A 26,223-nucleotide genomic window follows, 5' to 3' on the forward strand; every position below is an offset into this window, starting at 1 on the left:
CTCAGAGCACCGCTTTCGGATAGGAGCCCAGGACCTTCAGGGCGACGGCTTCCTGGCCGATCTTCTCCAGGACGTCCTTGATCAGCGGTTCTTTATGGTGGCCGACGAAATCGATGAAGAACACGTAGGTCCATTTGCCGCTGCGCGACGGGCGGGTTTCGATGCGGGTCAGGTCGATACCATTGTTGTGGAACGGTACCAGCAGCTCGTGCAGGGCCCCCGGCTTGTTGCGCATGGAAACGATGATCGAGGTCTTGTCGTCGCCGGTCGGCGGCACCTCCTGGTTGCCGATGATCAGGAAGCGCGTGGAGTTGTCCGGGCGGTCCTCGATCTTCTCGTGCAGCTTGCTCAGGTCGTACAGGCTGGCCGCCATGTCGCCGGCGATCGCCGCCGAATTCCACTCGCTCTTCACCCGCTTGGCCGCGTCGGCGTTGCTCGACACCGCCACCCGCTCGACGCTCGGGTAGTGCGAGTCCAGCCACTTGCGACATTGCGCGAGGGATTGGGCATGGGAATAGATCCGGGTGATGTTGTCGGTCTTGGTGGTTTCGCCGACCAGCAGGTGATGGTGGATACGCAATTCGACTTCGCCGCAGATCACCATGTCGTGCTCGAGGAAGCTGTCGAGGGTATGGTTGACCGCCCCCTCGGTGGAGTTTTCCACAGGCACCACGCCGAAGTTCACCGCGCCGGCGGCGACCTCGCGGAACACCTCGTCGATCGCCGCCATCGGCGTGCTGATCACCGCGTTGCCGAAATGCTTGAGTGCCGCGGCCTGGGTAAAGGTGCCCTCGGGTCCGAGATAGGCCACTTTCAGCGGCTGCTCGAGCGCCAGGCAGGACGACATGATCTCGCGGAACAGCCGCGCGACCTCTTCGTTGTCCAGCGGCCCCTTGTTCAATTGCATGATGTGCTTGAGCACCCAGGCTTCGCGCTCGGGACGGTAGAACACCGGCGCCTCGCCCTCGCCCAGGGTCTGGGTCTTGACTCGCGCCACGTCCTGGGCGCAACGGGCACGCTCGCTGATCAGCTCGAGCAACTTCTCGTCGAGGCTGTCGATGCGCAGGCGCAAGGCCTTGAGCTGGTCCTGGTCCGCCATCAGCCGTGCTCCTTCTCGAACTCCGCCATGTATGCGACCAGCGCCTCGACCGCGTCCAGGCCAAGGGCGTTGTAGATGGAAGCGCGCATGCCGCCGACCGAGCGGTGGCCTTTCAGGTTGAGCAGCCCGCGCGCCTCGGCGCCTTCCAGGAACGGCTTGTCGAGACGCTCGTCGGCCAGGCGGAACGGCACGTTCATCCAGGAGCGGGCGCTCGGCTGGATCGGGTTGGTGTAGAAGTCGCTGGCATCGATGGTCTTGTACAGCAGGTCCTTCTTGGCGCGGTTGCGCTGCTCCATCGCGGTCACCCCGCCCTGCTCCTTCAGCCATTCGAAGACCAGGCCGGACAGGTACCAGGAGTAAGTCGCCGGGGTGTTGTACATGGAACCGTTGTCCGCGGCGGTCTTGTAGTTGAGCATGGTCGGACAGACGCTGCGGGCGCGGCCGAGCAGGTCTTCGCGAACGATCACCACCACCAGGCCGGACGGGCCGATGTTCTTCTGCGCCCCGGCATAGATCAGGCCGAAGCGGGACACGTCGAGCGGGCGCGAGAGGATGTCGGAGGACATGTCGGTGACCAGCGGCACGTCGCCGGTCTCGGGAATCCAGTCGAACTCGAGGCCGCCGATGGTCTCGTTGGAGGCGTAGTGCACATAGGCCGCGTCCTTGGTCAGCGTCCACTCGTTCTGACCCGGAATGGCGAAGTAGTCGTACTCCTTGGCGCTGGCCGCGACATTCACGGTGCCATAGCGACGAGCCTCCTCGATGGCCTTCTTCGACCAGATACCGGTATCGATATAGTCGGCGACGCCATCTTCGGGCAGCAGGTTCAGCGGAATCTCGGCGAACTGCTGGCTGGCGCCGCCCTGCAGGAACAGCACCTTGTAGTCCGAGGGAATGTCGAGCAGGTCGCGCAGGTCCTGCTCGGCCTTGCTGGCGATGGCCACGTAGTCATCACTACGGTGGCTCATTTCCATGACCGAAAGGCCCTTGCCCCGCCAGTCGAGAAGCTCGGCCTGGGCACGTTGCAGAACTGCGTCGGGAAGCGCCGCGGGACCGGCGCAGAAATTGAAGGCTCGCTTGCTCACATCCACTCTCGCTATAGGTAGGGCGGATAGCCGTGAGTTATCCGCCGAGGTCATCGGCCGGGCGGGCGCAGGCGCCCGCCCCGAGCCTTACTCTTCGTTGCCTTCCGCTTCCGCCGCGGGCTCGGACTCGGACTCGGCCGACTCGCCCAGAGATTCGGCAGCTTCCTCGCCCTCGGGCAGGTCCTCGTCATCTCCGCCCGACGGCTCCTGGACACGCTCCAGACCGACCAGTACCTCGTCGCTGGCGAGCTTGATCAGGGTTACGCCCTGGGTATTGCGGCCGGACAGGGAGACTTCGTCGACACGCGTCCGCACCAGGGTGCCCTGGTCGGAAATCAGCATGATCTCCTCGCCTTCCTGGACCTGTACCGCGGCGATCAGCGCGCCGTTGCGCTCGTTGGTGACCATGGCGATCACCCCCTGGCCGCCACGGCCGCGACGCGGGAACTTGCTCAGCGGGGTACGCTTGCCGAAGCCGCGCTCGGAGGCGGTGAGGATCTGCGCCCCGGACTCCGGAATCAGCATGGAGATCAGCTGCTGCCCCTTGCCCAGGCGCATGCCACGTACGCCGCGGGCGTTGCGGCCCATGATGCGCACCACGCTCTCGGCGAAGCGGATCACCTTGCCGGCGCTGGAGAACAGCATGACTTCCTTGGCGCCATCGGTGATCGCGGCGGCGATCAGGGTGTCGCCCTCTTCCAGCTTGAGCGCGATCAGGCCGCTGCTGCGCGGACGGCTGAACTGCACCAGCGGGGTCTTCTTCACGGTACCGAAGGCGGTGGCCATGAAGATGTAGGCGCCGGTCGGCTCGGCCACCAGCTCGGCGGTCTCGCCCTCGACTTCCTCGACCTCGGCGGCCTCGACCACCTCGCCCTCGAGCACCGCGCCTTCGGCTTCGTCGAGGTCGTCATCGGCGCCACCGTTCTGCTGCAGCGCCTCCAGGTCGATCTGCAACATCGCGGTGATCCGCTCGCCCTCATCCAGCGGCAGCAGGTTCACCAGCGGCCGGCCACGCGCGGTACGCGAGGCTTCCGGAATCTCGAAGGTACGCAGCCAGTAGACCTTGCCCTTGCTGGAGAACAGCAGGAGGGTCGCATGGCTGTTGGCCACCAGCAGGTGTTCGATGTAGTCCTCGTCCTTCATCCCGGTGGCGGACTTGCCTTTGCCGCCGCGACGCTGCGCCTGGTAGGCGGCCAGCGGCTGGGACTTGGCGTAGCCGCCGTGCGAGATGGTCACCACGCGGTCTTCCTCGGTGATCAGGTCGGCGATGGTCAGGTCGACCTGGGAAGCCACGATCTCGGTGCGGCGAGCATCGCCGAATTCGGCCTTGACCGCTTCCAGTTCCTCACGGATCACCTCCATCAGGCGCGCCGGGTTGGTCAGGATGCGGATCAGCTCGCCGATCAGGTTGAGGATTTCCTGGTATTCGGAGAGCAGCTTCTCGTGCTCCAGGCCGGTCAGGCGATGCAGGCGCAGCTCGAGGATCGCCTGGGCCTGCTCCGGCGACAGGTAGTACTTGCCGTCGCGCAGGCCGTACTGCGGATCCAGGTCTTCCGGACGACAGGCGTCGGCGCCGGCACGCTCGACCATCGCTTCCACCGCGCTGGACTCCCAGGCAGTGGCGATCAGGCGTTCCTTGGCCTCGGCCGGGGTCGGCGAACTCTTGATCAGCTCGATCACCGGGTCGATGTTCGACAGGGCGACCGCCTGGCCTTCCAGGATGTGCCCGCGCTCGCGGGCCTTGCGCAGCTCGTAGACGGTACGCCGGGTCACCACTTCGCGGCGGTGGCGGACGAACACCTCGAGCATGTCCTTCAGGTTCAGCGTGCGCGGCTGGCCGTCGACCAGGGCCACCACGTTGATGCCGAACACGCTCTGCAGCTGGGTCTGGGCATAGAGGTTGTTGAGGACCACCTCGCCCACCTCGCCGCGACGCAGCTCGATGACCACGCGCATGCCGTCCTTGTCAGACTCGTCGCGCAGCTCGGAAATACCCTCGATCTTCTTCTCTTTCACCAGCTCGGCGATCTTCTCGATCAACCGCGCCTTGTTCAACTGGTACGGCAGCTCGGTGATGATAATCTGCTCGCGACCGCCGCCCTTCTCCATCTCCTCGACGACGGCGCGGGCACGGATGTAGATGCGCCCGCGACCGGTGCGGTAGGCCTCGATGATCCCGGCGCGGCCGTTGATGATGCCGGCGGTGGGGAAGTCCGGACCGGGGATGTACTGCATCAGCTCATCGACGGTCAGGTCGGGGTTGTCCATCAGCGCCAGGCAGCCGTCGATCACTTCGCCGAGGTTGTGCGGCGGGATGTTGGTCGCCATGCCCACGGCGATACCGCTGGAACCGTTGACCAGCAGGTTGGGAATCTTGGTCGGCATGACCGCCGGGATCTGCTCGGTGCCATCGTAGTTGGGCACCCAGTCGACGGTTTCCTTTTCCAGGTCCGCCAGCAGTTCGTGGGCCAGCTTGGCCATGCGCACTTCGGTGTATCGCATGGCTGCGGCGTTGTCGCCGTCCACCGAACCGAAGTTGCCCTGGCCGTCTACCAGCATGTAGCGCAGCGAGAACGGCTGCGCCATGCGCACGATGGTGTCGTAGACCGCGGTGTCGCCGTGCGGGTGGTACTTACCGATCACGTCGCCGACCACACGGGCGGATTTCTTGTAGGGCTTGTTCCAGTCGTTGCCCAGCTCGCTCATGGCATAAAGCACACGGCGGTGCACCGGCTTCAGGCCGTCACGTGCATCCGGCAGGGCCCGCCCGACGATCACGCTCATCGCGTAGTCGAGATAGGACTGTTTCAGCTCGTCTTCGATATTGACCGGGAGAATTTCTTTGGCCAGTTCGCCCATGAGAAGCCTGGTTCCTTTTTCTGGTGGAACTTCGCCGCCTCGATCCTGAGGCAAACGAAGTAGGTCGGCGCATGCCCGAGCAGCGCCAACTCACTACAAATCAACGACTTGAGTCAAGGATTCGCGCACTCTCGAGGCCCCTCCGCGGGGCGCTCGAATAACCGTCGGAGCTTACCACAGCCCACGCCCCAGCCCAAGGCAAAGGCCCTGGCGGGGACGACCTCCAGTCGCCTCGTTCAATGCAGGCGCTTGCGGCTCATCAGGGCGGCCATGCGCTCGGCGTCGGGACGCTCGACGACGCCACGCTCGGTCACGATGGCATCGATAAGGTCCGCCGGGGTCACGTCGAATACCGGATTATAGGCATCGACCTCGGCCGCCACCCGTCGCCCGCCGATTTCCAGCAGTTCGCGACCGTCGCGCTCTTCGATCGGGATGTCCTCGCCGCTCTCCAGGTTCATGTCGATGGTCGAACTCGGCGCCACCACCATGAAGCGCACGCCGTGGTGCATGGCGTTGACCGCCAGCTGGTAGGTGCCGATCTTGTTGGCGACATCGCCATTGGCGGTGATGCGGTCGGCGCCGACGATGACCCAGGTGATGTTTTCGGTCTTCATCAGGTGCGCGGCGGCCGAATCCACGTTCAGGCTGACCGGGATGCCTTCGTTGGCCAGCTCCCAGGCGGTCAGTCGCGAGCCCTGGAGCCAGGGCCGGGTTTCGTCGGCGTAGATGCGATTGACCAGGCCTTCCAGGTGCGCGGCGCGGATCACCCCCAGCGCGGTGCCGAACCCGCCGGTCGCCAGGGCGCCGGTATTGCAGTGGGTGAGGATGTTCTGCGGGCTGCCCTGCTGCTTGCGGATCAGCTCCATGCCCAACTGGGCCATGGTCAGGTTGGCCTCGCGGTCGCTTTCATGGATGGAGATCGCCTCGGCTTCCAGCACCGCCAGCGGCTGGTCGCCCTCTTTCATTCGCTCCAGACGGTCGCGCATGCGGTTCAGCGCCCAGAACAGGTTGACCGCCGTGGGTCGCGAGTCGGCCAGCAGGCGGAAGTCCTCCTCCAGCGCGGCGCGCCAGTCGCCGCCCTGCGCCAGGCGCGCGCGGGCGCCAAGGACGATGCCGTAGGCGGCGCTGATGCCGATGGCCGGCGCGCCGCGCACGACCATATCGCGAATGGCCTTGGCCACCTCGGCCGCCGACTCGTGTTCGAGCCAGACCTCCTCCTGGGGCAGCAGGCGCTGATCCAGCAACCGCAGCGTACCGTCCCGCCACTCGATCGCCTTGACCCGCTCGGCCGCCAGCAGTCGCTCTCGCATGCACACACCTCTCGCTGAATCACGGAAAAGCTGCGGATTATAACGAGCCCCAGCCGCGGACGCTCGGGTATACTTCCGGCTTCCCGCTCTGCGCCCAGGATGCGCCGCCATGCCCAACGTCCGTAACCCCTTCGACCTCCTCCTGCTGCCGACCTGGATCGTCCCCGTGGAGCCCGCCGGGGTGGTGCTGCGCGACCACGCGCTGGGCATCCGCGACGGCCAGATCGCCCTGGTCGCGCCGCGCGAGCAGGCCATGCGCCATGGCGCCACGGAAATCCGCGAATTGCCGGGCATGCTGCTCGCCCCCGGTCTGGTCAACGCCCACGGCCATTCGGCGATGAGTCTGTTCCGCGGTCTCGCCGACGACCTGCCGCTGATGACCTGGCTGCAGGACCACATCTGGCCGGCCGAAGGCCAATGGGTCAGCGAGGATTTCATCCGCGACGGCACGGAGCTGGCCATCGCCGAACAGGTAAAGGGCGGCATCACCTGTTTCTCCGACATGTACTTCTATCCACAGGCCATCTGCGGCGTGGTCCATGACAGCGGGGTCCGCGCCCAGGTGGCGATCCCGGTACTGGACTTCCCGATCCCCGGCGCCCGCGACAGCGCCGAGGCGATCCGCCAGGGCATGGCGCTGTTCGACGACCTCAAGCACCACCCGCGCATCCGCATCGCCTTCGGCCCGCACGCACCTTATACGGTGAGCGACGACAAGCTGGAGCAGATCCTGGTGCTCACCGAGGAACTCGACGCCAGCATCCAGATGCATGTCCACGAGACCGCCTTCGAGGTGGAGCAGGCCATGGAGCGCAACGGCGAGCGCCCGCTGGCCCGCCTGCACCGCCTCGGCCTGCTCGGCCCACGCTTCCAGGCGGTGCACATGACCCAGGTAGACAACGACGACCTGGCGATGCTGGTGGAAACCAACAGCTCGGTGATCCACTGCCCGGAATCCAACCTCAAGCTGGCCAGCGGCTTCTGCCCGGTGGAAAAGCTCTGGCAGGCCGGGGTCAACGTGGCCATCGGCACCGACGGCGCGGCGAGCAACAACGATCTCGACCTGCTCGGCGAGACCCGCACCGCGGCGCTGCTGGCCAAGGCCGTGTACGGCCAGGCCACCGCCCTCGACGCCCACCGCGCGCTGCGCATGGCCACCCTGAACGGCGCCCGCGCGCTTGGCCTGGAGCGCCTGATCGGCTCCCTGGAAGCCGGCAAGGCCGCCGACCTGGTGGCCTTCGACCTGTCCGGCCTGGCCCAGCAACCGGTCTACGACCCGGTTTCGCAACTTATCTATGCCAGCGGCCGCGACTGCGTGCGGCACGTCTGGGTCGGCGGCAGGCAACTCCTCGACGACGGCCGCCTGCTCCGTCACGACGAACAGCGCCTGATCGCCAGGGCCCGCGAATGGGGGGCGAAGATCGCCGCCAGCGACAGGTCCTGAACCGCGGCGGGCCGCCCCGCTGCGACAAACTGACATAGGAAGGCGAACCGCCGCCGGCCCCATCCCTCCGCCAAAGCTGGCAACATGAAGGATTGGATTCCGCCGCCGCGGCCCTTCCCCCAAAGGCTTCACTCTTCAACGGGAACGATTATGAGCAACGTCGACCACGCCGAGATCGCCAAATTCGAGGCACTGGCCCATCGCTGGTGGGACCGCGAGAGCGAGTTCAAGCCGCTCCACGACATCAACCCGCTGCGCGTCAACTGGATCGACGAGCGCGCCGGCCTGGCCGGCAAGAAGGTGCTCGACATCGGTTGCGGCGGCGGCATCCTCAGCGAAGCCATGGCCCAGCGCGGCGCCAGCGTCACCGGCATCGACATGGGCGAAGCGCCGCTCGCGGTGGCGCGCCTGCACCAGCTGGAATCCGGCGTCGCCGTCGACTACCGGCAGATCACCGCCGAGCAGATGGCCGAGGAAATGCCCGGGCAATTCGACGTGGTCACCTGCCTGGAGATGCTCGAACACGTGCCGGACCCGGCCTCGGTGATCCGCGCCTGCCACCGCCTGGTCAAGCCGGGCGGACAGGTATTCCTCTCGACCATCAACCGCAATCCCAAGGCCTACCTGTTCGCGGTGATCGGCGCGGAATACATCCTCCAGTTGCTGCCGCGCGGGACCCACGATTTCCGCAAGTTCATTCGTCCGTCGGAACTCGGCGCCTGGTCGCGCGAGGCCGGTCTCGAGGTCAAGGACATCATCGGCCTGACCTACAACCCGCTGACCAAGCACTACAAGCTGGCCAACGACGTCGACGTCAACTACATGGTCCAGACCAAGCGGGAGGCGTGAAGCGCATGCGGCTCAAAGCGGTACTGTTCGACATGGATGGCACCCTGCTCGACACGGCGCCGGACTTCATCGCCATCACCCAGGCCATGCGTGCCGCCCACGGCCTGCCGCCGGTGGACGAGCAACGGGTGCGCGACGTGGTCTCCGGCGGCGCGCGCGCGATGGTTGCCGCGGCCTTCGGCCTGTCGCTGGACAGCCCGGAAGTGGAACCCCTGCGCCAGGAGTTCCTCGACCGCTACCAGGAGCATTGCGCGGTTCTCAGCCGGCCCTACGACGGCATCCCCGAACTGCTCGCGGCGATCGAGAAAGCCGGGTTGATCTGGGGCGTGGTGACCAACAAGCCGGTGCGCTTCGCCGAACCGATCATGCAGCGCCTGGGCTACGCCGAGCGTTCCAGGGTGCTGGTCTGTCCGGACCACGTGACCCGCAGCAAGCCCGATCCCGAGCCGCTGCTACTGGCCTGTAGCCAGCTCGGCATCGATCCGTCGAGGGTGCTGTTCATCGGCGACGACCTGCGCGACATCGAATCCGGCCGCGACGCCGGGACCAAGACCGCGGCGGTGCGCTACGGCTACATCCACCCCGAAGACAACCCCGCGCACTGGGGCGCCGACGTGATCGTCGACCACCCGCGCGAACTCATCGACGTTCTCGACCGCGCGCTCTGCGACTGCTGATCCGCAGCGCCGCCGACAGACAACGACCCGCCGCCAGGCGGGTCATGCATTCAAAGGATTCGACATGTTCCAGTACTCCGCCCGCCCCGACCTGCTGAAAGACCGCGTGATCCTGGTCACCGGCGCCGGCCGCGGCATCGGCGCCGCCGCCGCCAAGACCTTCGCCGCCCACGGCGCCACCGTGCTGCTGCTGGGCAAGACCGAGGAGTACCTGAACGAGGTCTACGACGCCATCGAGGCCGCCGGCCATCCGCAGGCCGCCGTGATCCCGTTCAACCTGGAGACCGCCCAGCCGCACCAGTTCGAGGAACTGGCGGCAACCCTGGAGAACGAGTTCGGCCACATCGACGGCCTGCTGCACAACGCTTCGATCCTCGGTCCGCGCTCACCGATGCAGCAGATTTCCGGGGAGAACTTCATGCGCGTGATGCAGGTGAACGTCAATGCCATGTTCATGCTGACCACCGCCATGCTGCCGCTGATGAAGCTCTCCAGCGACGCCTCAATCATCTTTACCTCGAGCAGCGTGGGCCGGAAGGGCCGCGCCTACTGGGGCGCCTATTCGGTATCGAAGTTCGCCACCGAGGGCCTGATGCAGACCCTTGCCGACGAACTCGACGGTACCAGCGCGATCCGCGCCAACAGCGTCAACCCCGGCGCCACCCGCACCAGTATGCGCGCCCTCGCCTACCCTGGGGAAAACCCGCTGAACAACCCCACCGGCGAGGAGATCATGCCGGTCTACCTGTACCTCATGGGGCCGGACAGCGCCGGCGTCAACGGCCAGGCCTTCGACGCCCAGTGATTCCCCGGCAGCCTCGCCGCCCGGCGAGGCTGCCCTGTCCTTCCCTTCCCTCTTCCCGTCCGGAACTTCCCATTCTTTTTGCATATTTTTCCCACTGAGTGGGAAAGTGGTTTCATTTTCCGGGAAATCGCCTTCACCCTGTGGGTCAAGGAGTTCCCATGTCGAAGCATTCCCCCACCGATCGCCTGCTGCAGATCCTCATTGCCCTCGGCCAGGCTCCCGAAGCCCTGTCTGCCAAGGAGCTGTCGCTGACCCTGGGGCAGCCGCTGAGCAGCACCTACCGGCACCTGAAGACCCTGTTGCGCTGGGGCCTGGCCGAAGAACAGGCCGGCCAGGGCCGCTACCTGCCCGGCCCGGCCTGCCTGCAACTGGCGAAGAAATTCGATCGCGAGGCCTCGCTGATCGGTCTCGCCAAACCGGAACTCAAGCGCCTGGCCGACCTGAGCCAGGAGAGCGTGGCGCTGATGGTGGCCAGCAACCAGCAGGCGATCTGCCTGGAACTGTTCGACAGTCCGCAGCCGCTGCGCTGCTGCTACCAGAAAGGGCTGGCGCAGCCGCTGTTGCATGGCGCCTCGGCCAAAGCCCTGCTGGCGCACCTGGAGGACGAACGGCGCGAGGAGCTGTACCTCGCCCAGGAACTCTCCGCCGAGCGTATCGACAAGCTGGAGCAGGAACTCCGGCTGATCCGCGAACAGGGCTACGCCGTCAGCCAGGGCGAGATCGACGAAGGCGTCTGGGGCATCAGCGTACCGCTGCTGGACAGCCGCCAGCGCCTGCACGGCGCCCTCAGCCTGATGGCCCCCGCCTTGCGCGCCCAGTCGCGCAGCGAATGCTTGCGGCAATGGACCCTCGACGCCGCCGCGCGACTTTCCGCGCGGCTGGACTGACCGACAGGAGTTTCGATGTACCCCGCCCCCGACATGAGCCTCTGGCAAGGCCGGATCGATAGCCAGGAAGGCGCCGACGCGCGGCGCTGGCACCAATGGATGCGTCCCTACGCAGACGACGCCGAAGCGGCCAGCGTGCTGCTCGGGTTCGCCAGCGACGAAGGCGTGCGCCGCAACCAGGGTCGCCAGGGCGCGCGCCACGGACCGCCAGCCTTGCGTCGCGCGCTGGCCAACCTGGCCTGGCACGGCGAGCAAGCGATCTACGACGCCGGCGACATCGTCGCCGGCGACGATCTGGAAGCCGCCCAGGAATGCTACGCGCAACGCGTCGCCGACCTGCTCGCGTGCGGCCACCGGGTGGTCGGACTGGGCGGCGGCCACGAAATCGCCTACGCCAGCTTCGCCGGCCTCGCCCGCCACTTGAGTCGGCATGAGCGCCTGCCGCGCATCGGTATCCTCAATTTCGACGCGCATTTCGACCTGCGCCACGCCGAACGGGCCAGCTCCGGCACGCCGTTCCGCCAGATCGCCGAACTCTGCCAGGCCAGCGACTGGCCGTTCGCCTACTGCTGCCTGGGCATCAGCCGCCTGAGCAACACCGCGGCGCTGTTCGACCAGGCCCAGCGCCTGGGTGTGCGCTACCTGCTGGACCGTCAGTTGCAGCCGTGGAACCTGGAACGCAGCGAAGCCTTCCTCGACGGCTTCCTGCAATCCGTCGACCACCTCTACCTGACCGTTTGCCTCGACGTACTCCCGGCCGCCCAGGCGCCCGGCGTCAGCGCGCCCTCGGCGCACGGCGTGGAGATGCCGGTGGTGGAGCACCTGGTCCGCCGCGCCAAGGCCAGCGGCAAGCTGCGCCTGGCTGACATCGCCGAACTCAACCCGCAACTCGATAGCGACCAGCGCACCGCCCGGATCGCCGCGCGCCTGGTCGACAGCCTGGTCAACTGATCGCCCTTTCGCCCACACAACAACAATAGAGCCACGCCATGCCGACATTGCACCTGGACGCCCTGTCCACCACCGCCCTCGCCCTGCTCCTGCTCGCCCTCGGCAGCCAATTGAAGAAGCGCAGCCGCTGGCTGACACGTCTGTGCGTACCGTCGCCGGTGATCGCCGGCTTCGGCTTCGCCTTCCTGGTCTGGCTGCTCAGGGATCGCGGCTGGCTCGACATCGGCCTCGACACCAGCCTGCAGACACCCCTGATGGTGGCGTTCTTCACCACCGTCGGCCTCGGTGGCAGCCTCGGCCTGCTGCGCAAGGGCGGCAAGACCCTGCTGGTCTACCTGTCGGCCTGCTGGGCGCTGGCGATACTGCAGAACCTGATCGGCGTCGGCAGCGCCGGACTGCTCGGCCTCGACCCGTTGCTCGGGATCATGGCCGGCGCGGTCTCGCTGGAAGGCGGCTTCGGCGCGGCGGCGGCCTTCGGCCCGGTTGCGGAAGGGCTCGGCGCCCAGGGCGCGACCACCGTGGCGCTGGCCTCGGCCACCTTCGGCATGGTCGCTGGCGGGCTGCTCGGCAGCCCGGTGGCGCGCTGGCTGATCGAACGCAACCGCCTGCCGGTGCAGGCGGAAAGCGACAATCGGCTGGAAGCCCTCGGCCAGCAGGAGCGACGCCAGCATGCGGCGGCCACGCTGGACGGCAATCTCCTGCTGCGCCTGCTGACCTGCGTGCTGCTGGTGATGGTGCTCGGCTTCTGGCTCGGCGACGCGCTCGAGGAACGCCTGGGCCTGGTGCTGCCCAGTTATGTCGGGGCGATGTTCATCGCCATCGTCCTGCGCAACCTCGACGACCGGCTCGGCTGGCTGCGCATTCCGGACCACGCCGTCGGTACCCTGGGCGACGTCTGCCTGGGCATCTTCCTGACCATGGCGATGATGAGCCTGAAGTTCTGGGAGCTGGAGAACCTCGGCCTGCCGCTGCTCGGCGTACTGTTCATCCAGGTCGCGGTGCTGTTGCTACTGACGATCTTCGTGCTGTTCCGCCTGCTCGGCCGCAACTACGACGCCGCGGTGCTCTGCGCCGGCTTCCTCGGCCACGGCCTGGGCGCCACGCCCAACGCGGTGGCCAACATGGGCGCGGTCTGCGAGCACTATCGGGTGTTCTCGCACAAGGCCTTCATCATCGTGCCCCTGTGCGGCGCGGTACTGATCGATCTCGTCGCCATCCCGGCGATCACCTGGTTCATCAACGCCTTCAGTTGAACCATGGCGGCGCTCCGCTAGCGGAGCGCCAGCTTTCCGACGAGCGCCTCGGCCACTCGCCAGCAAAACGCCATTATTCCGTCGAAATCTCTCCGAAATTCCTACAGAATGTGGAAACCATTCCTAGGAAAACCTGTCTGTGCCTCTGATTTCTCCGTTCTTCAGTTGGCTGGCACGAAACTCGCCTTAGCCCTACTGTCGCCGTCTTTCGCGCCAGAGGTTCCGCGCATGGCTCCTCCCAAGCAGTCCAATACCATCGATTTCGACGCCGCCAAGCAGAAGCGCGGCCCCCAGCCCGGCGGCAACGCCAGCGGGCCGCGCGCCAGCAACCTGACGGAGTTGCGCCAGCAACTGACCCTACAGTTGCAGAGCAGCCTGGAGGCAGAGCGGATTCTCGGCCTGTTCTTCGAGGAAGTCCGCCAACTGATCCCGCTGGACGCCCTTGGCTACCGCCATCCGGGCTCCGACCTGCGCCTGGAGTTCGGCAGCAGCGCCAAGCATTCGGTGAGCTATCGCCTGAGCCATGACAGCGACTACCTCGGCGAACTGATCTTCCGTCGCCGCCAGCGCCTCGGCGAAGACGAACAACGGCAACTGGAGAGCCTGCTCGGCACCCTGCTGTTCCCGCTGCGCAACGCCCTGCTCTATCGCGCCGCGATCCAGACCGCCCTGCGCGACGCCCTGACCGGCACCGGCAACCGCATCGCCATGGACCAGGCGCTCGGCCGCGAACTGGAACTGGCCCGGCGCAACCTGCAACCGCTCTCGGTGCTGATGCTCGATATCGACCACTTCAAGCGGGTCAACGACCACTACGGTCACGCCGTCGGCGACGAAGCCCTCAAGGCCGTGGCGGAAACCATCAAGGACCACCTGCGCAATGTCGACATGGTGTTCCGCTTCGGCGGCGAGGAATTCCTCGTCCTGCTGTCCAGCACGCCGCTGCAGGCTGCCTGCATGGTCGGCGAACGCCTGCGCCAGGCGGTGGAGGAACTGGACTACCGGCACGCCGGCGAACCGCTGAAGCTGTCGATCAGCCTCGGTTGCGCCGACCTGCGGCCCGGCGAAGGCAGCGACGACCTGCTGCGACGGGTCGACGAGGCGCTCTACGAAGCCAAGCGCGACGGCCGCAACCGCCTGCGCTGCGCCTGAGGCTTGCCGACTCGCACACCCCGAAGCGCGGAGCGGGCGCATCGGGCGACGGCAGTAGCAACGGCTCTCACCGGCGCAGTCACGGTTTCCGCCAAGGTCCTGCCTCTTATGGCTGCGCCGGCTCGTCCGGGCCGCCAAAGGCCTGGCGCAAGCGGACGCGCTTCTCCAGCAGCCAGCCGCTGGTTTCCTTGCCGTCTCGAGCCACGTACATGACGTTCAGCCACTCGCCGCTCGGCTTGTAGACAGTGATGAAGTCGCCGGGAATCACGAAGACCCCGGTGACACAGTCGGCACGCGGCGCGCTGTGGAAATAGGCGCGCCCCTTGTCGATCACCTCGCCCTCCAGCGGCGGACGGAAGTTGTCCTCGGGGCCGGCCGTCGCCTCGCCAAGGCTTGCGCAGCTCTGCGCCGGCATCGCCGCATCCGCGGCCAGCCCGGCGACGCTCCATAGCATGCAGAGCGCGATAGCCAGGATCCTGTGCATTTCACCACCTCCTTGCGTGCGGGCGACCATTAGACACCGATTCCCAGGCATGAAAAAGGCCCCCGAAGGGGCCTTTCCAGGGCGCTTTCCGCTCAGCGGCGGAAGCCCGGACGCATACCGTCGCCGGCCGGTTTCGGCCGCCGCTTGACCTGCGGCTTGCGGGCCGCCGGCTTGTCGCCCGGCGCGCTGGCCGGACGCTCGTCGCGCGGCTTGCTCGGGCGCGGCTTGCGGTTGCTCTCGCGGGGCCGCTCGGCAACCGGAGTGCCCTGCTCGCGCCCCTTGCGCTCGGCGCTCGGCTGCGGACCGCGCGCGGGACGCGAAGCCGGCGCGCGACGAGCGGCATTTTCGCCGTCCTCGCGCCGCGGCGCACGCTTGCGCCCGGCTTCCGGACGCTCGCTGCGCGCCAGCGGACGGGCCTGCTTGCGCTGCTGGCGTTCGGCCTTCTCGCGCGCCTTGGTGGTCATGCCCGGCAGGGCCACTGGCTTGAGGCCGACTTCCTCGCTGAGGATGTCGATCTCGCGCTGGTCCATTTCGCGGTAGCGGCCCATGGTCAGCTCGGAGGTCAGGAACACCGGGCCGAAACGCACCCGCTTGAGGCGGCTGACCACCAACCCCTGGGATTCCCACAACCGGCGCACCTCGCGGTTGCGGCCCTCCATCACTACGCAGTGGTACCAGTGGTTGAAGCCTTCGCCGCCCGGCGCCTGCTGGATATCGCTGAACTTGGCCGGGCCGTCCTCGAGCATCACGCCGTTGAGCAGGCGCTCGATCATCTCTTCGGTGACCTCGCCGCGCACCCGTACCGCGTATTCACGGTCCATCTCATAGGAAGGATGCATCAGGCGGTTGGCCAGTTCGCCATCGGTGGTGAACAGCAGCAGGCCGGTGGTATTGATGTCCAGGCGACCGACATTGATCCAGCGACCGGTGCGCAGGCGCGGCAGGCGGTCGAAGATGGTCGGGCGGCCTTCCGGATCGTCGCGGGTGCAGACCTCGCCTTCCGGCTTGTTGTAGATCAGCACGCGACGGACACTCTCGGCGGCCTCTTCGCGGCGGATCAGGTGGCCATCGACGGTGATAGCATCGTGGCTGTCGACCCGCTGGCCGAGGCTGGCCACGCTGCCATTGACGTTGACCCGACCTTCGGCGATCCACACTTCTACGTCGCGCCGGGAACCGACGCCGAGACGGGCGAGGACTTTCTGCAATTTTTCCCCGACCGGTACGTGGGGATTCTCTGGGGTATCGTTCATCTGGGCACCTCCCGGTGTGGCTGGCAACGAATCGAAGGGCGCGCATCATACGCGCTTCGTCAGGACAAAGCACCGTCCCCGGGCGGAAACCCGGACAATCCCGCTAGACTAGGCCGGGTTCACCCACCCCGCCACCCGGAGGCTCCGGTGCACGATGTCCCTCCCTTCAGCGGCGCCAAGCTGGCGCTGTTCTATGGCGACCACCTGGTCGTCTACAAACGCGACGAAAAACCCGGCATTCCCTTCCCCGGCTACTGGGACTTTCCCGGCGGCGGCCGTGAGGGCCTGGAGACGCCTGCCGAATGCGCCCTGCGCGAACTCGAGGAAGAGTTCTCCATCCGCCTGGAAGAACCTCGTATCGAATGGCAGCGACAGTATCCGAGCACCAGCGGCAGCGCGCCCTTCGCCTACTTCCTGGTGGCGCGCCTGGAGGACCGCGAGTTCGAGGCCATCCGCTTCGGCGACGAAGGACAATACTGGCGATTGATGGAGGTGGACGCCTACCTCGCGCATGCCATGGCCGTACCCTACCTGCAGAGCCGGCTCGGCGACTATCTGCGGGAACGCCGGCGCATCGGCGAATAACGCCGATGACGTTAGCCGTTCCACGCCCCGGATAATCCGGACGGCATAAAAAAACCCGGCCGAAGCCGGGCATGCCCAGGCGGGCAGTCTCAGTGTCTGCGGTGCTCGGCGAAGCGCTCCAGGGCTTCGCGGCTGAGGCGCTCGACCTGGGCCCAGTCGCCGCGGTCGACCACGGCCTTGGGCAGCATCCAGGTGCCGCCGACGCACATCACGTTGGGTACCGCCAGGTAGTCGGCGAGATTGTTCAGGCTGACGCCTCCGGTGGGGCAGAAGCGGATATCGGGGAATGGTCCCGAGAACGCCTTCAGCGCCGCCGGGCCGCCGCTGACTTCGGCGGGAAACAGCTTGAAGCGGCGGTAGCCATGGCGGTAGGCGAGCATGATCTCGGAAGCGCTGGCCACGCCGGGCAACAGCGGGACTTCGCTGTCCAGGGCGAAGCGCAGCAACTCGTCGGTGCAACCCGGGGTGACCACGAAGCTCGCCCCGGCCTTTTCCGCGGCAGCGAAGGTCTGCGGGTCGAGCACGGTGCCGGCGCCGATACGCAGGTGCGGGCGCTCCTCGCTGAGGCGCCGGATGGCGGTCAGCCCGTGCGTCGTGCGCAGGGTGATCTCCAGGGCGGTCAGGCCGCCGGCGGCGAGGGCATCGGCCATCGGCAGGATGTCCGCCTCGCGGTCGATGGTGATCACCGGGAGGATGCGCGCCTCCCGGCACAGCGTGTCGATGCGGGCGGTCTTCTGTTCAAGGTTGTGCATGGCTACAGCTCCGCCACTCAGGGGTACCAATGGATCGTCAGCGGCGCGCGGAGGAAGGCGCGAACCGGCATCCGCCGTTCGTCCTCGACCGCCAGCGCGGCGTTCAGGGTGGCCAGCTTGGACTGGCCCTGGATCGCCAGCAGCTGCACCTTCGCCGCCGCCAGCACGGCGCGCGGCAGAGTCAGGCGCTGGTGCGGCACGCTCGGCGCCCACATCGGCAGGCAACGGCGCGTCCCCTGGGGATCCATCGCCAGGTCCAGGCCAGGGCTGTTCGGGAACAGCGAGGCGGTATGGCCGTCGTCGCCCATGCCGAGGACCAGCACGTCGATCGGCAATGGCAGCTCGTGCAGGTGATGGTCGGCCAGCTCGGCCGCTTCCTCCAGGCTCGCCGCCGGCTGGCAGAGGCCGATGAAGCGCGCCTTCGCCGCCTCGCCACGGAGCAGGTGGCGGCGAACCAGGCCGGCGTTGCTATCGGCATGCGACTCCGGCACCCAGCGCTCGTCGGCCAGGCTGACGGTGATCCGCGACCAGTCCAGCGGCTCCTCGCTCAAGGCTTCGAGGAAGGCCACCGGACTGCGCCCACCGGACACCACCAGCAGCGCCTGGCCCTGCTCGGCCAGCGCCGAGCGCAACCGGCCGGCGACCTCGGCGGCCAGGCCGCGGGCCTGCTCGGCGGCGCTGCCCCAGACCTGCAGGCCGACGCCGGCCGGCAGCTTCAACTCAGAAATCGCCATACCAACTCCTCCCATCGCGGGCCACCAGGGCCACCGAGGCCACCGGCCCCCAACTCCCAGCCGGATACGGCTTGGGCGCTTCGCTCAGGCGTTCCCAGCCAGCGATCAGCTGGTCGCACCACTTCCAGGCGAACTCCACCTCGTCCTTGCGCACGAACAGGTACTGGTTGCCCTGGGTGACCTCCAGCAGCAGACGCTCGTAGGCATCGGGAATCCGCGCCGCGTGGTAGGTCTCGGAAAAACTCAGTTGCAGCGGGCCGGTACGCAATTGCATGCCCTTGCCCAGGCCCTGGTCCTTGGTCATCACTTGCAGGGAGATACCTTCGTCCGGCTGCAGGCGGATGATCAGCCGGTTGCTGATCAGCGAACGCTGCTCGGGAGCGAAGATGTAGTGCGGCGGCTCCTTGAAGTGGATGACGATCTGCGACAGCTTCTGCGGCATGCGCTTGCCGGTGCGCAGGTAGAACGGCACGCCCGACCAGCGCCAGTTGCGGATGTCCACGCGCAGGGCGACGAAGGTTTCCGCGTCGCTGTCGCGATTCGCATGTTCCTCCTCCAGGTAGCCCGGCACTGCCTTGCCGTCGCTGAAACCGGCGGTGTACTGCCCACGCACCACGCGCGAAGCCAGTTGTTCGGCGGGAATCGGCTCGAGGGCGCGGAGGACCTTGACCTTCTCGTCGCGAATGCTGTCCGCCGAAAGGTCGCTGGGCGGATCCATGGCGATCAGGCAAAGCAGTTGCAGCAGGTGGTTCTGCACCATGTCGCGCAGTTGCCCGGCCTGGTCGAAGTAGCCCCAGCGGCCTTCGATGCCGACCTTCTCGGCCACGGTGATCTCCACGTGGGAGATGTGGTTCTGGTTCCACTGGGTCTCGAAGAGGCTGTTGGCGAAGCGCAGGGCGATCAGGTTCTGCACCGTCTCCTTGCCCAGGTAATGGTCGATCCGGTAGATGCGGCTTTCCGGGAAGAACCGGGCGACTGCCTCGTTGACCTCGCGGGACGACTCCAGGTCATGACCGATGGGCTTCTCCAGCACCACCCGGGTGCGCTCGGCGAGACCGGCGGCGGCGAGGTTCTCGCAGATGCCGCCGAACACCGAGGCCGGCGTGGCGAAGTAGGCGACCAGCGGCAGTTCGTCATCCACCGCCTCGCGCAAGCCGACATAGGCCTGCGGGTCGAGGAAGTCCATGCTCAGGTAGTCGAGGCGTTCGCGGAAACGCTGCCAGACCACGTCGTCCCACTCCTTCGCCGGCACTGCCAGGCGCAGGCGCTGCTCCAGCGTCGCCAGGTGTTCGGCGGGAGCGCCTTCGTCACGGGCCAGGGCCAGGACGCGGGTATCGCGGTGCAGCAGGTTCTCACGATCGAGTTGGTAGAGCGCCGGGAACAGCTTGCGCAAGGCGAGATCGCCCAGCGCACCGAACAGCGCTAACGTGCAAGGCAGAACGCGGACATCAGGCATTTGTTGTTACCAACCAAATATTGAGTGATATTGAGCCATCCACTGCGCAATTAAGACAAATATGTAGTAATTAAACAACATATTTTTCCCAGCCCGCCACGCTGTTGGTCGCATGCCGGCCTGACGTTAGGATAGGCGCCGCCGCCGGCCCTTCCCCGCCGGGCCGACAGAACACGAGGAACCCGGATGAAAAACCTGCTGGAGCAGATCCAGAGCCGCCTGGACGAACTGAACAAGGCGGAGCGCAAAGTCGCCGAGGTCATCCTGCAGAACCCGCAGCAGGCCACCCGTTTCAGCATCGCCGCCCTGGCCCAGGCGGCAGCGGTCAGCGAACCGACGGTGAACCGCTTCTGTCGCTCCTTCGGCATGAGCGGCTATCCGGAACTGAAGATCCAGCTGGCCCAGAGCCTGGCCAGCGGCGCTGCCTTCGTAACCCAGGCGGTAGCCGAGGACGACGGGCCGGAAGCCTATACGCGGAAGATCTTCAGCAACACCATCGCCTCCCTCGACAGCGCCCACAAGTTGCTCGACCCACGCGTCATCGACCGCGCCGTGGACCTGTTGATCCAGGCCCGGCAGATCCACTTCTTCGGTCTCGGCGCCTCGGCCTCGGTAGCGCTCGACGCGCAGCACAAGTTCTTCCGCTTCAACCTGGCGGTGAGCGCCCAGGCCGACGTGCTGATGCAACGGATGATCGCCTCGGTGGCGCATACCGGCGACCTGTTCGTGGTGATTTCCTATACCGGACGCACCCGCGAGCTGGTGGAGGTGGCGCACCTGGCGCGGGAGAACGGCGCCTCGGTGCTCGGCCTGACCGCCGCCGGCTCGCCGCTGGCCAGGGCCAGCACCCTGTGCCTGGACATCCCGTTGCCGGAGGACACCGACATCTACATGCCGATGACTTCGCGGATCGTCCAGCTCACTGTGCTCGACGTACTGGCCACCGGAGTGACCCTGCGCCGCGGCGTGGACTTCCAGCCGCACCTGCGGCGGATCAAGGAAAGCCTGGTGCCAACCCGCTATCCCCTCGACGAGGACAACTGACCGCCCGCCTATTGCAGGCCGGCGGCGAGACTCAGGCGCATGCGTTCGCCGGGCGCCAGGATCAGCCCGCCCGGGCGGTAGCCAGCGGCGCCGATACAGAGGAAGCGTTCCGCTTCGCCCGGCTCGACCTGCTCCACCGGGCGGCTGCCGGGGTGCCAGATCACGCTGCCGGCGCTGACGTTCTTGTCGATCCGCAAGCGGCGGTTCCAGCCGCCGTCCTCCAGCACCAGCGATCCGGGATGGTAGAGCACCTGCTTGACCGCGCCGCGCGGTATCCAGGTTCCCGGAATCCGCGAAGCGCCGCGCTGGCCGCGAGCCGACTCCAGCTCCATGCCGTGCACCACCACCCGGCTCAGCGCGCCGACCCGCCAGTAGGGCTGCAGGGCGAAGCTGAACAGGCAATCGTCGTCTTCCTCATGGTAGCTGCACAGCTCCAGCTCCAGGCGCTGGCCAAGGCGCGCATCGAGGCGCACGTGCCAGTCCTCCAGGTCCAGTTGCCAGCTCACCACCACCTTGCTTTCGTCGGCGTAGGCATCCAGCAGGCGCCATTCGCGTTGCCGCGCCCAGCCCTGCTGCGGCCATTCGCTGCCGTTCGGATGGCTGCCGAACCACGGCCAGCAGACCGGGATGCCGCCGCGCACCGGCGCGCTGCTGAGGGCCGGCCATTCGCTGGCGCACCACAGCAACGGGCGTTCGCCCTGCGGCTGGAAATGCAGGAGCTGCGCCCCTTGCCGACTGAATACGGCCTGGCACAGCGGATGGTCGATCAACAGCAGATCGCGACGTTGGAAGCGTACCCAGTCGAACGGTCGCTTGGCCCGCATGGAATGAAAGAAACGCTGCAGCGGATGCTCAAGCATGTCCGATTGTCCTACCCTCTCCCCTTCCCGGAAAGCCCGGGCGTGCATCCGTGTAGTTTTACTACATTTCGCACGCAAGCCCCAAATGATCGGCACAGGAAAAGCGTAGTCGGTTTGTAACAGGCAGCCGGGAAGAGCGGTCGCCGGAAAAAAACGGCCCGCCCGAAACGCTCGGGCGGGCCCAGGCACAACACCGGAGCAGGCAACGCGACGGTCAGAACACCGTCTGGATCTTGATCCCCGCCACCAGCGCGTTGTCGACCTCGTCGACCCCGCCCGGCTGCTTGATGTACTGCAGGTTCGGCCGCACCGTCAGCCAGTCGGTCACATGCACCCCGTAGTACAGCTCGGCGTTGTACTCGGTGTCCTGCAGCGGCTGGTACAGCGGGTTGTCGTAATCGTCGATGCCGTTCACCTGGTTCACCAGGCGCTGGCGCTTCTTCACATCGTCGTTGACATGGATGCGCGCGATGCCCAGGCCGATGTCGTCCTTCGGCCGCGCGTCGAACGGACCCTTGTAGACCACCCCGAGCTGCTGGTAGTTGTCCACCACGTTGGTCGCCTTGTCGTGGACCGTCAGGTTGGCGAACAGGCTCAACCCGCGCGAGGCATCGCCGTTGTGCGAAGTGACCTGCTGCTGCGCCACCACCCACCAGCCATGCTTGCTGCCGCGCGACTTGAAGTCGTTGCCGGTCAGCCCCTGCGGCTGGCCGTCGACGTCGTCGTAGACGTCATCGGCCTTCGCCGTGCTGTAGTAGTAGCCCAGCCGGTACTCGCCCGGCAGTTGCTCGGCGCCGACCTTCGGCTGCCAGATCAGCTCCACCGGCAGCAGCGCGCCCTTGGTCCCGCTGCCGCTCATCTTGAAGCCGTTGCCGGTCTCCAGGTTCGACGGGTTCTGCTCGTAGGCGCCGACCTGCACGTACCAGTCCGGCGCGAAGTTGTACTTCACCCGCAACGCCCACTGGCTGACCGGCCAGTTGTACCAGATGCTCCCCGCCCAGTTGCCCACCTGCGAGCCGCAGAAGGCCAGGTTCTGGAAATCGCAGGGGAAGCTGTTGAAGTCCTCGCCCTCGCCGAAACGGCCGAATTTCACGTCCAGCGCGCCGTCGAAGTACTGCTGCTTGAGCCACAGCTGGGTCAGCCGCCAGGTCTGCCCGCGGCCCCAGACCTCCTGCACCGAGCTGATGTGCCCGGCACGCGGGTCGCCGATGCGGTCGTTGGAAAGGTTCTTGCCGTTGCGCTCGGTGACGGTGAACTGGAACTCGGTAGCCTTCCAGCCGAGGATCTTCTCCAGGTCCATGTGCACGCCCAGGGCGAACTGGTCGGTGTAGCGTCCTGTCTTGTCGTCGTCATAGCCGCCGTCGAGGTTGGCCGCCGCCTCGCCGACGTACTCCAGCTTGAAGTCGTAGCCCTTCTCCAGCAGCTCGGTGCGCTTGCCGCCCCAGTCGCCGAGCATCCATTTCGAGTTCGGGGAGAACGCCTCGGCGGCGTGCGCCGCGCTCCCCAAGCCCAGCGCTCCAAGGGCAAACAGGCAGCCAACGGTCCTGGCGGCCGGTCTGGTTTTCTTGTTCTTGTACATTTCCAGCGTCCTCGTGGTTGTGGTCTAGGCAGTACGAAAGGATTCAGGAGTTCTTCTGGCGATTGCCGTTCAAGGCGGTGACCTTCTCCGCCGCCACGCCCGCCGTGCGCACGGCCACGCGCTCGCCGCTCTGCGCGTCGAACAGCAGGACCCGCGCGGGATCGAAGCGCAGGCTCATGCCGCTGCCCGCGGCCGGCGCGACGTCCGGCGCCAGGCGGCAACAGACCTTGACCTGGTTGACGGTGACGAAGACCAGGGTGTCCGGCCCGGTCGGTTCGAGCACCTCGACCTCGGTACGCAGGTCATGGGCAGCGCTGCCATCGCCCAGGGCGATCTGCTCCGGTCGTACGCCGAGGATCAGCTCGCGCCCCTCCTCCAGGCTGGGCTCCAGGCTCAGCGGCAGTTCGATACGGTCCTGGCCGCTATCGAGCAGGCCGGTCCAGCGTCCGTCCCGGCGCTGCAGGCGCAACGGAATGAAATTCATCGGCGGCGAACCGATGAAGCTGGCGACGAACAGGTTGGCCGGGTCGTTGTAGATCTGCTGCGGCGTGCCGAACTGCTGGATGACGCCGTCCTTCATCACCGCCACCTTGTCGCCGAGGGTCATGGCCTCGATCTGGTCGTGGGTGACATACACGGTCGTGGTCTTCAGCCGCTGGTGCATCAGCTTCAGCTCAGTGCGCATTTCCACCCGCAGCTTGGCATCGAGGTTGGACAGCGGCTCGTCGAACAGGTAGACCTTGGGCCGCCGCGCCAGCGCCCGGCCCATGGCCACCCGCTGCTGCTGGCCGCCGGAGAGCTGCGAGGGCTTGCGTTCGAGCAGGTGCTCGATCTGCAACAGCCTGGCCACCCGCGCCACCTCCTCGTCGATGGCGGCCTGGGGCATCTTGCGGATCTTCAGGCCGAAGGCGATGTTCTCGCGCACGCTCATGGTCGGGTACAGGGCGTAGGACTGGAAGACCATGGCGATGTCGCGGTCCTTGGGGCTCATGCCGCTGATGTCCTGGCCGTCCACCAGGATCGCACCGCCGGTGATGCTCTCCAGCCCGGCGATGCAGTTCATCAGGGTCGACTTGCCGCAACCCGAGGGCCCGACGAGGATCAGGAATTCGCCGGAGTCGATCTTCAGCCGGATGTCCCTGAGGGTATCCGCCAGGCCGCTGCCGTAGCTCTTGTGCAGGTTGCGCAGTTCGAGGGTTGCCATGTTTCGTTCGTCTCCGGGGTCAGCGACCCGTCTCAGCCTTTCACGGCGCCGGCGGTGAGGCCGCGCACGAAGTACTTGCCGGCCAGTACGTAGACCACCAGCGTGGGCAGCGCGGCGATCATCGCCGCGGCCATGTCGACGTTGTATTCCTTGACCCCGGTGGTGATGTTCACCAGGTTGTTCAGGGCCACGGTGATCGGTTGCGAATCGCCGCTGGCGAACACCACGCCGAACAGGAAGTCGTTCCAGATCTGGGTGAACTGCCAGATCAGGCAGACCATCACGATGGGCGTGGACATCGGTAGCAGGATGCGCAGGAAGATGGTGAAGAAGCCGGCGCCGTCCAGGCGCGCGGCCTTGACCAGGGCATCCGGGATCGCCACGAAATAGTTGCGGAAGAACAGCGTGGTGAAGGCCAGGCCGTAGATCACGTGGACCAGCACCAGGCCACTGGTGGTATTGGCCAGGCCGAGCTTGCCGAGGGTGAAGGACATCGGCAGGAGGATCACCTGGAACGGCAGGAAGCAGCCGAACAACAGCGCGCCGAAGAACAGCTGGGAACCGCGGAAGCGCCACATCGACAGCACGTAGCCGTTCAACGCGCCGATGAAGGTGGAGATCAGCACGCCGGGCACGGTGATCAGCACCGAGTTCCAGAAGAACGCGCCGACGCTGTCCCAGGCCTTGAGCCAGCCGATGACGGTGAAGGTGTCGGGCAGCGACAGCAGGTTGCCGGTGCGGATGTCGTCCGGCGTCTTGAAGCTGGTCAGCAGCATCACCAGCAGCGGCACCAGGTAAAGCGCGCAGGCGCCCCAGAGGGTCAGGTGCACGGCCAGGCGGCTGACGCTGAAGCTCGGGTTCAGGGACGCGTCACGCATGGCGCTTGCCTCGCAGTTCGGAATACAGGTAAGGCACCACGATCGCCAGTACAGCGCCGAGCATCAGCATCGCGCTCGCCGCGCCGAGCCCCATCTGGCCACGGGTGAAGGTATGCGCATACATGAACATCGCCGGCAGGTCGGAGGAATAACCCGGGCCGCCGGCGGTCATCGCCGCCACCAGGTCGAAGCTCTTGATCGCGATATGGGCGAGGATCATCAGCGCGCTGAAGAACACCGGGCGCAGGCTCGGCAGGACGATGCGCAGGTAGATGGTCGGCAGGCTCGCACCGTCGACCTGGGCGGCGCGCACGATGGCCGGGTCGACCCCGCGCAGGCCGGCGAGGAACAGCGCCATGACGAAGCCGGAGGCCTGCCACACGGCGGCGATCACCAGGCAGTAGACGACCCGCTCCGGGTCCACCAGCCAGTCGAAGCGGAAACCTTCCCAGCCCCAGTCGCGGAGCAGCTTGTCCAGGCCCAGGCCCGGATTGAGCAGCCACTTCCAGGCGGTGCCGGTGACGATCATCGACAACGCCATGGGATACAGGTAGAGGGTGCGGATGAAGCCTTCGCGGCGGATGCGCTGGTCCAGCAGCACTGCGAGGAACACTCCGAGCACCAGGCAGATGGCGATGAACGAGCCGCCGAAGAGCAGCAGGTTCTTGCTCGCCACCCACCAGCGGTCGTTGTCCCACAGGCGCTGGTACTGGCTCAGCCCGGCCCACTTGTAGCTGGGCATGAAGCGCGAGTTGGTGAAGGACAGCAGCAGCGTCCAGCCAATGTAGCCATACATGCAGAACAGCACCACGACCACGCTTGGCGCCAGCACCAGCTTCGGCAGCCAGCCTTGCAGGCGATCGAGTGGCGAGACGCGACGAGGCGCTACCGGAGCCGTGGGATAGACAGGGGAATTGGTCGCCATGCGTTTTCTCGCGTGCGAAGGAACCCACCCGTGCCGCTCGGCGGCACGGAGCCAGTCGGGAGGATCGAGCGGAGCCCTGGCCGGGATCCGCGCCA

The 26,223-nt window shown here is 66.6% G+C and carries 24 protein-coding genes; 10 read left to right on the forward strand and 14 right to left on the reverse strand.

The features are described 5' to 3' along the window. Position 1 precedes the first annotated feature (1 nt). The 4 genes from pheA to mtnA form a co-directional block, all read right to left on the reverse strand. On the reverse strand, positions 2-1,099 hold the full coding sequence (pheA, locus tag HMPREF1224_RS18150) for a prephenate dehydratase (protein WP_003091446.1): 1,098 nt from the start codon (positions 1,097-1,099) through the stop codon (positions 2-4). Continuing rightward, a complete protein-coding gene (serC, locus tag HMPREF1224_RS18155; protein ID WP_003106701.1) occupies positions 1,099-2,184 on the reverse strand; it encodes a 3-phosphoserine/phosphohydroxythreonine transaminase in 1,086 nt (361 codons plus the stop codon). The genes pheA and serC overlap by 1 nt, the downstream gene beginning before the upstream one ends. An 87-nt stretch (positions 2,185-2,271) precedes the next feature. After that, the gene (gene gyrA / locus HMPREF1224_RS18160) at positions 2,272-5,043 is read right to left on the reverse strand and encodes a DNA gyrase subunit A (RefSeq protein ID WP_003091448.1); all 2,772 of its coding nucleotides are present in this window, start codon (positions 5,041-5,043) and stop codon (positions 2,272-2,274) included. Positions 5,044-5,279: 236 nt separating this feature from the next. Then, complete coding sequence (gene mtnA / locus HMPREF1224_RS18165; RefSeq protein WP_003091449.1) at positions 5,280-6,356, reverse strand: S-methyl-5-thioribose-1-phosphate isomerase; 1,077 nt, start codon at positions 6,354-6,356, stop codon at positions 5,280-5,282. 109 nt (positions 6,357-6,465) lie between these two features. On the opposite strand from mtnA, the gene HMPREF1224_RS18170 reads away from it, so the two are divergent. The 8 genes from HMPREF1224_RS18170 (at position 6,466) to HMPREF1224_RS18205 (ending at position 14,374) form a co-directional block, all read left to right on the forward strand. Next, a complete protein-coding gene (locus HMPREF1224_RS18170; protein ID WP_003113433.1) occupies positions 6,466-7,800 on the forward strand; it encodes a TRZ/ATZ family hydrolase in 1,335 nt (444 codons plus the stop codon). A 150-nt stretch (positions 7,801-7,950) separates the two neighbouring features. Next, entirely contained in the window at positions 7,951-8,649 is a 699-nt protein-coding gene (gene ubiG, locus HMPREF1224_RS18175) for a bifunctional 2-polyprenyl-6-hydroxyphenol methylase/3-demethylubiquinol 3-O-methyltransferase UbiG (RefSeq protein WP_003113434.1), read from the forward strand. Beyond that, entirely contained in the window at positions 8,646-9,326 is a 681-nt protein-coding gene (gene mupP, locus HMPREF1224_RS18180; protein WP_010895650.1) for an N-acetylmuramic acid 6-phosphate phosphatase MupP, read from the forward strand. The genes ubiG and mupP overlap by 4 nt, the downstream gene beginning before the upstream one ends. Before the next feature lie 64 nt (positions 9,327-9,390). Further along, the gene (locus tag HMPREF1224_RS18185; protein ID WP_003113436.1) at positions 9,391-10,131 is read left to right on the forward strand and encodes a YciK family oxidoreductase; all 741 of its coding nucleotides are present in this window, start codon (positions 9,391-9,393) and stop codon (positions 10,129-10,131) included. Between the two features lie 158 nt (positions 10,132-10,289). Beyond that, on the forward strand, positions 10,290-11,018 hold the full coding sequence (locus HMPREF1224_RS18190) for an IclR family transcriptional regulator (protein ID WP_003113437.1): 729 nt from the start codon (positions 10,290-10,292) through the stop codon (positions 11,016-11,018). Positions 11,019-11,033: 15 nt separating this feature from the next. Further along, the gene (hutG, locus tag HMPREF1224_RS18195) at positions 11,034-11,969 is read left to right on the forward strand and encodes a formimidoylglutamase (protein WP_003113438.1); all 936 of its coding nucleotides are present in this window, start codon (positions 11,034-11,036) and stop codon (positions 11,967-11,969) included. A gap of 38 nt (positions 11,970-12,007) precedes the next feature. Next, complete coding sequence (gltS, locus tag HMPREF1224_RS18200; RefSeq protein WP_003105930.1) at positions 12,008-13,222, forward strand: sodium/glutamate symporter; 1,215 nt, start codon at positions 12,008-12,010, stop codon at positions 13,220-13,222. A 228-nt stretch (positions 13,223-13,450) separates the two neighbouring features. Further along, on the forward strand, positions 13,451-14,374 hold the full coding sequence (locus HMPREF1224_RS18205) for a GGDEF domain-containing protein (protein ID WP_003105929.1): 924 nt from the start codon (positions 13,451-13,453) through the stop codon (positions 14,372-14,374). Between the two features lie 106 nt (positions 14,375-14,480). On the opposite strand, the gene HMPREF1224_RS18210 is transcribed toward HMPREF1224_RS18205, so the two are convergent. Together HMPREF1224_RS18210 and rluB are read right to left on the reverse strand one after the other, a co-directional pair. Continuing rightward, positions 14,481-14,858, reverse strand: a complete 378-nt coding sequence (locus tag HMPREF1224_RS18210) for a hypothetical protein (protein ID WP_003105927.1) — start codon at positions 14,856-14,858, stop codon at positions 14,481-14,483. A gap of 92 nt (positions 14,859-14,950) precedes the next feature. After that, on the reverse strand, positions 14,951-16,111 hold the full coding sequence (gene rluB / locus HMPREF1224_RS18215; protein WP_003113439.1) for a 23S rRNA pseudouridine(2605) synthase RluB: 1,161 nt from the start codon (positions 16,109-16,111) through the stop codon (positions 14,951-14,953). Positions 16,112-16,258: 147 nt separating this feature from the next. Between rluB and HMPREF1224_RS18220 the strand changes: the two genes are divergently transcribed. Next, positions 16,259-16,696, forward strand: coding sequence for an NUDIX hydrolase (locus tag HMPREF1224_RS18220; protein ID WP_003107683.1), 438 nt, complete (start codon positions 16,259-16,261; stop codon positions 16,694-16,696). Between the two features lie 89 nt (positions 16,697-16,785). Here HMPREF1224_RS18220 and HMPREF1224_RS18225 read toward each other — a convergent pair whose 3' ends face one another. Genes HMPREF1224_RS18225 through zwf form a run of 3 tightly spaced genes read right to left on the reverse strand, consistent with a single transcriptional unit; the run spans position 16,786 to position 19,638 of the window. Beyond that, the gene (locus tag HMPREF1224_RS18225; RefSeq protein WP_003119711.1) at positions 16,786-17,448 is read right to left on the reverse strand and encodes a bifunctional 4-hydroxy-2-oxoglutarate aldolase/2-dehydro-3-deoxy-phosphogluconate aldolase; all 663 of its coding nucleotides are present in this window, start codon (positions 17,446-17,448) and stop codon (positions 16,786-16,788) included. A 17-nt stretch (positions 17,449-17,465) separates the two neighbouring features. Beyond that, positions 17,466-18,182, reverse strand: a complete 717-nt coding sequence (pgl, locus tag HMPREF1224_RS18230; RefSeq protein ID WP_010793234.1) for a 6-phosphogluconolactonase — start codon at positions 18,180-18,182, stop codon at positions 17,466-17,468. Continuing rightward, entirely contained in the window at positions 18,169-19,638 is a 1,470-nt protein-coding gene (gene zwf / locus HMPREF1224_RS18235; protein ID WP_003113442.1) for a glucose-6-phosphate dehydrogenase, read from the reverse strand. The genes pgl and zwf overlap by 14 nt, the downstream gene beginning before the upstream one ends. 186 nt (positions 19,639-19,824) lie before the next feature. Here zwf and HMPREF1224_RS18240 point away from each other — a divergent pair, with 186 nt between their 5' ends. Continuing rightward, complete coding sequence (locus HMPREF1224_RS18240) at positions 19,825-20,682, forward strand: MurR/RpiR family transcriptional regulator (RefSeq protein ID WP_003091466.1); 858 nt, start codon at positions 19,825-19,827, stop codon at positions 20,680-20,682. 8 nt (positions 20,683-20,690) lie between these two features. Here the strand turns inward: HMPREF1224_RS18240 and HMPREF1224_RS18245 are convergent, their stop codons facing one another. The 5 genes from HMPREF1224_RS18245 to HMPREF1224_RS18265 form a co-directional block, all read right to left on the reverse strand. Continuing rightward, on the reverse strand, positions 20,691-21,542 hold the full coding sequence (locus tag HMPREF1224_RS18245; RefSeq protein WP_003112064.1) for a D-hexose-6-phosphate mutarotase: 852 nt from the start codon (positions 21,540-21,542) through the stop codon (positions 20,691-20,693). 214 nt (positions 21,543-21,756) lie between these two features. Next, entirely contained in the window at positions 21,757-23,121 is a 1,365-nt protein-coding gene (gene oprB / locus HMPREF1224_RS18250) for a carbohydrate porin OprB (RefSeq protein ID WP_003116413.1), read from the reverse strand. Positions 23,122-23,164: 43 nt separating this feature from the next. Beyond that, the gene (locus tag HMPREF1224_RS18255) at positions 23,165-24,325 is read right to left on the reverse strand and encodes an ABC transporter ATP-binding protein (protein WP_010793235.1); all 1,161 of its coding nucleotides are present in this window, start codon (positions 24,323-24,325) and stop codon (positions 23,165-23,167) included. A gap of 32 nt (positions 24,326-24,357) precedes the next feature. Then, a complete protein-coding gene (locus HMPREF1224_RS18260; RefSeq protein ID WP_003091470.1) occupies positions 24,358-25,203 on the reverse strand; it encodes a carbohydrate ABC transporter permease in 846 nt (281 codons plus the stop codon). Next, on the reverse strand, positions 25,196-26,128 hold the full coding sequence (locus HMPREF1224_RS18265) for a carbohydrate ABC transporter permease (RefSeq protein WP_003091471.1): 933 nt from the start codon (positions 26,126-26,128) through the stop codon (positions 25,196-25,198). The genes HMPREF1224_RS18260 and HMPREF1224_RS18265 overlap by 8 nt, the downstream gene beginning before the upstream one ends. Positions 26,129-26,223: the final 95 nt, after the last annotated feature.

It is taken from the genome of Pseudomonas sp. P179 (genome assembly GCF_000478485.2).
GTDB classification, from domain to species: domain Bacteria; phylum Pseudomonadota; class Gammaproteobacteria; order Pseudomonadales; family Pseudomonadaceae; genus Pseudomonas; species Pseudomonas aeruginosa.

Excerpts from the sequence above, each read along its gene's own strand:
- HMPREF1224_RS18265 (WP_003091471.1), bottom strand. The coding sequence starts at position 26,128 with ATGGCGACCAATTCCCCTGTCTATCCCACGGCTCCGGTAGCGCCTCGT.
- HMPREF1224_RS18205 (WP_003105929.1), top strand. The coding sequence starts at position 13,451 with ATGGCTCCTCCCAAGCAGTCCAATACCATCGATTTCGACGCCGCCAAG.
- pheA (WP_003091446.1), bottom strand. The coding sequence starts at position 1,099 with ATGGCGGACCAGGACCAGCTCAAGGCCTTGCGCCTGCGCATCGACAGC.
- gltS (WP_003105930.1), top strand. The coding sequence starts at position 12,008 with ATGCCGACATTGCACCTGGACGCCCTGTCCACCACCGCCCTCGCCCTG.
- zwf (WP_003113442.1), bottom strand. The coding sequence starts at position 19,638 with ATGCCTGATGTCCGCGTTCTGCCTTGCACGTTAGCGCTGTTCGGTGCG.
- hutG (WP_003113438.1), top strand. The coding sequence starts at position 11,034 with ATGTACCCCGCCCCCGACATGAGCCTCTGGCAAGGCCGGATCGATAGC.
- HMPREF1224_RS18240 (WP_003091466.1), top strand. The coding sequence starts at position 19,825 with ATGAAAAACCTGCTGGAGCAGATCCAGAGCCGCCTGGACGAACTGAAC.
- ubiG (WP_003113434.1), top strand. The coding sequence starts at position 7,951 with ATGAGCAACGTCGACCACGCCGAGATCGCCAAATTCGAGGCACTGGCC.
- rluB (WP_003113439.1), bottom strand. The coding sequence starts at position 16,111 with ATGAACGATACCCCAGAGAATCCCCACGTACCGGTCGGGGAAAAATTG.
- HMPREF1224_RS18245 (WP_003112064.1), bottom strand. The coding sequence starts at position 21,542 with ATGCTTGAGCATCCGCTGCAGCGTTTCTTTCATTCCATGCGGGCCAAG.
- pgl (WP_010793234.1), bottom strand. The coding sequence starts at position 18,182 with ATGGCGATTTCTGAGTTGAAGCTGCCGGCCGGCGTCGGCCTGCAGGTC.
- gyrA (WP_003091448.1), bottom strand. The coding sequence starts at position 5,043 with ATGGGCGAACTGGCCAAAGAAATTCTCCCGGTCAATATCGAAGACGAG.
- HMPREF1224_RS18210 (WP_003105927.1), bottom strand. The coding sequence starts at position 14,858 with ATGCACAGGATCCTGGCTATCGCGCTCTGCATGCTATGGAGCGTCGCC.
- HMPREF1224_RS18225 (WP_003119711.1), bottom strand. The coding sequence starts at position 17,448 with ATGCACAACCTTGAACAGAAGACCGCCCGCATCGACACGCTGTGCCGG.
- HMPREF1224_RS18185 (WP_003113436.1), top strand. The coding sequence starts at position 9,391 with ATGTTCCAGTACTCCGCCCGCCCCGACCTGCTGAAAGACCGCGTGATC.
- HMPREF1224_RS18190 (WP_003113437.1), top strand. The coding sequence starts at position 10,290 with ATGTCGAAGCATTCCCCCACCGATCGCCTGCTGCAGATCCTCATTGCC.
- oprB (WP_003116413.1), bottom strand. The coding sequence starts at position 23,121 with ATGTACAAGAACAAGAAAACCAGACCGGCCGCCAGGACCGTTGGCTGC.
- mtnA (WP_003091449.1), bottom strand. The coding sequence starts at position 6,356 with ATGCGAGAGCGACTGCTGGCGGCCGAGCGGGTCAAGGCGATCGAGTGG.
- HMPREF1224_RS18255 (WP_010793235.1), bottom strand. The coding sequence starts at position 24,325 with ATGGCAACCCTCGAACTGCGCAACCTGCACAAGAGCTACGGCAGCGGC.
- HMPREF1224_RS18170 (WP_003113433.1), top strand. The coding sequence starts at position 6,466 with ATGCCCAACGTCCGTAACCCCTTCGACCTCCTCCTGCTGCCGACCTGG.
- HMPREF1224_RS18260 (WP_003091470.1), bottom strand. The coding sequence starts at position 25,203 with ATGCGTGACGCGTCCCTGAACCCGAGCTTCAGCGTCAGCCGCCTGGCC.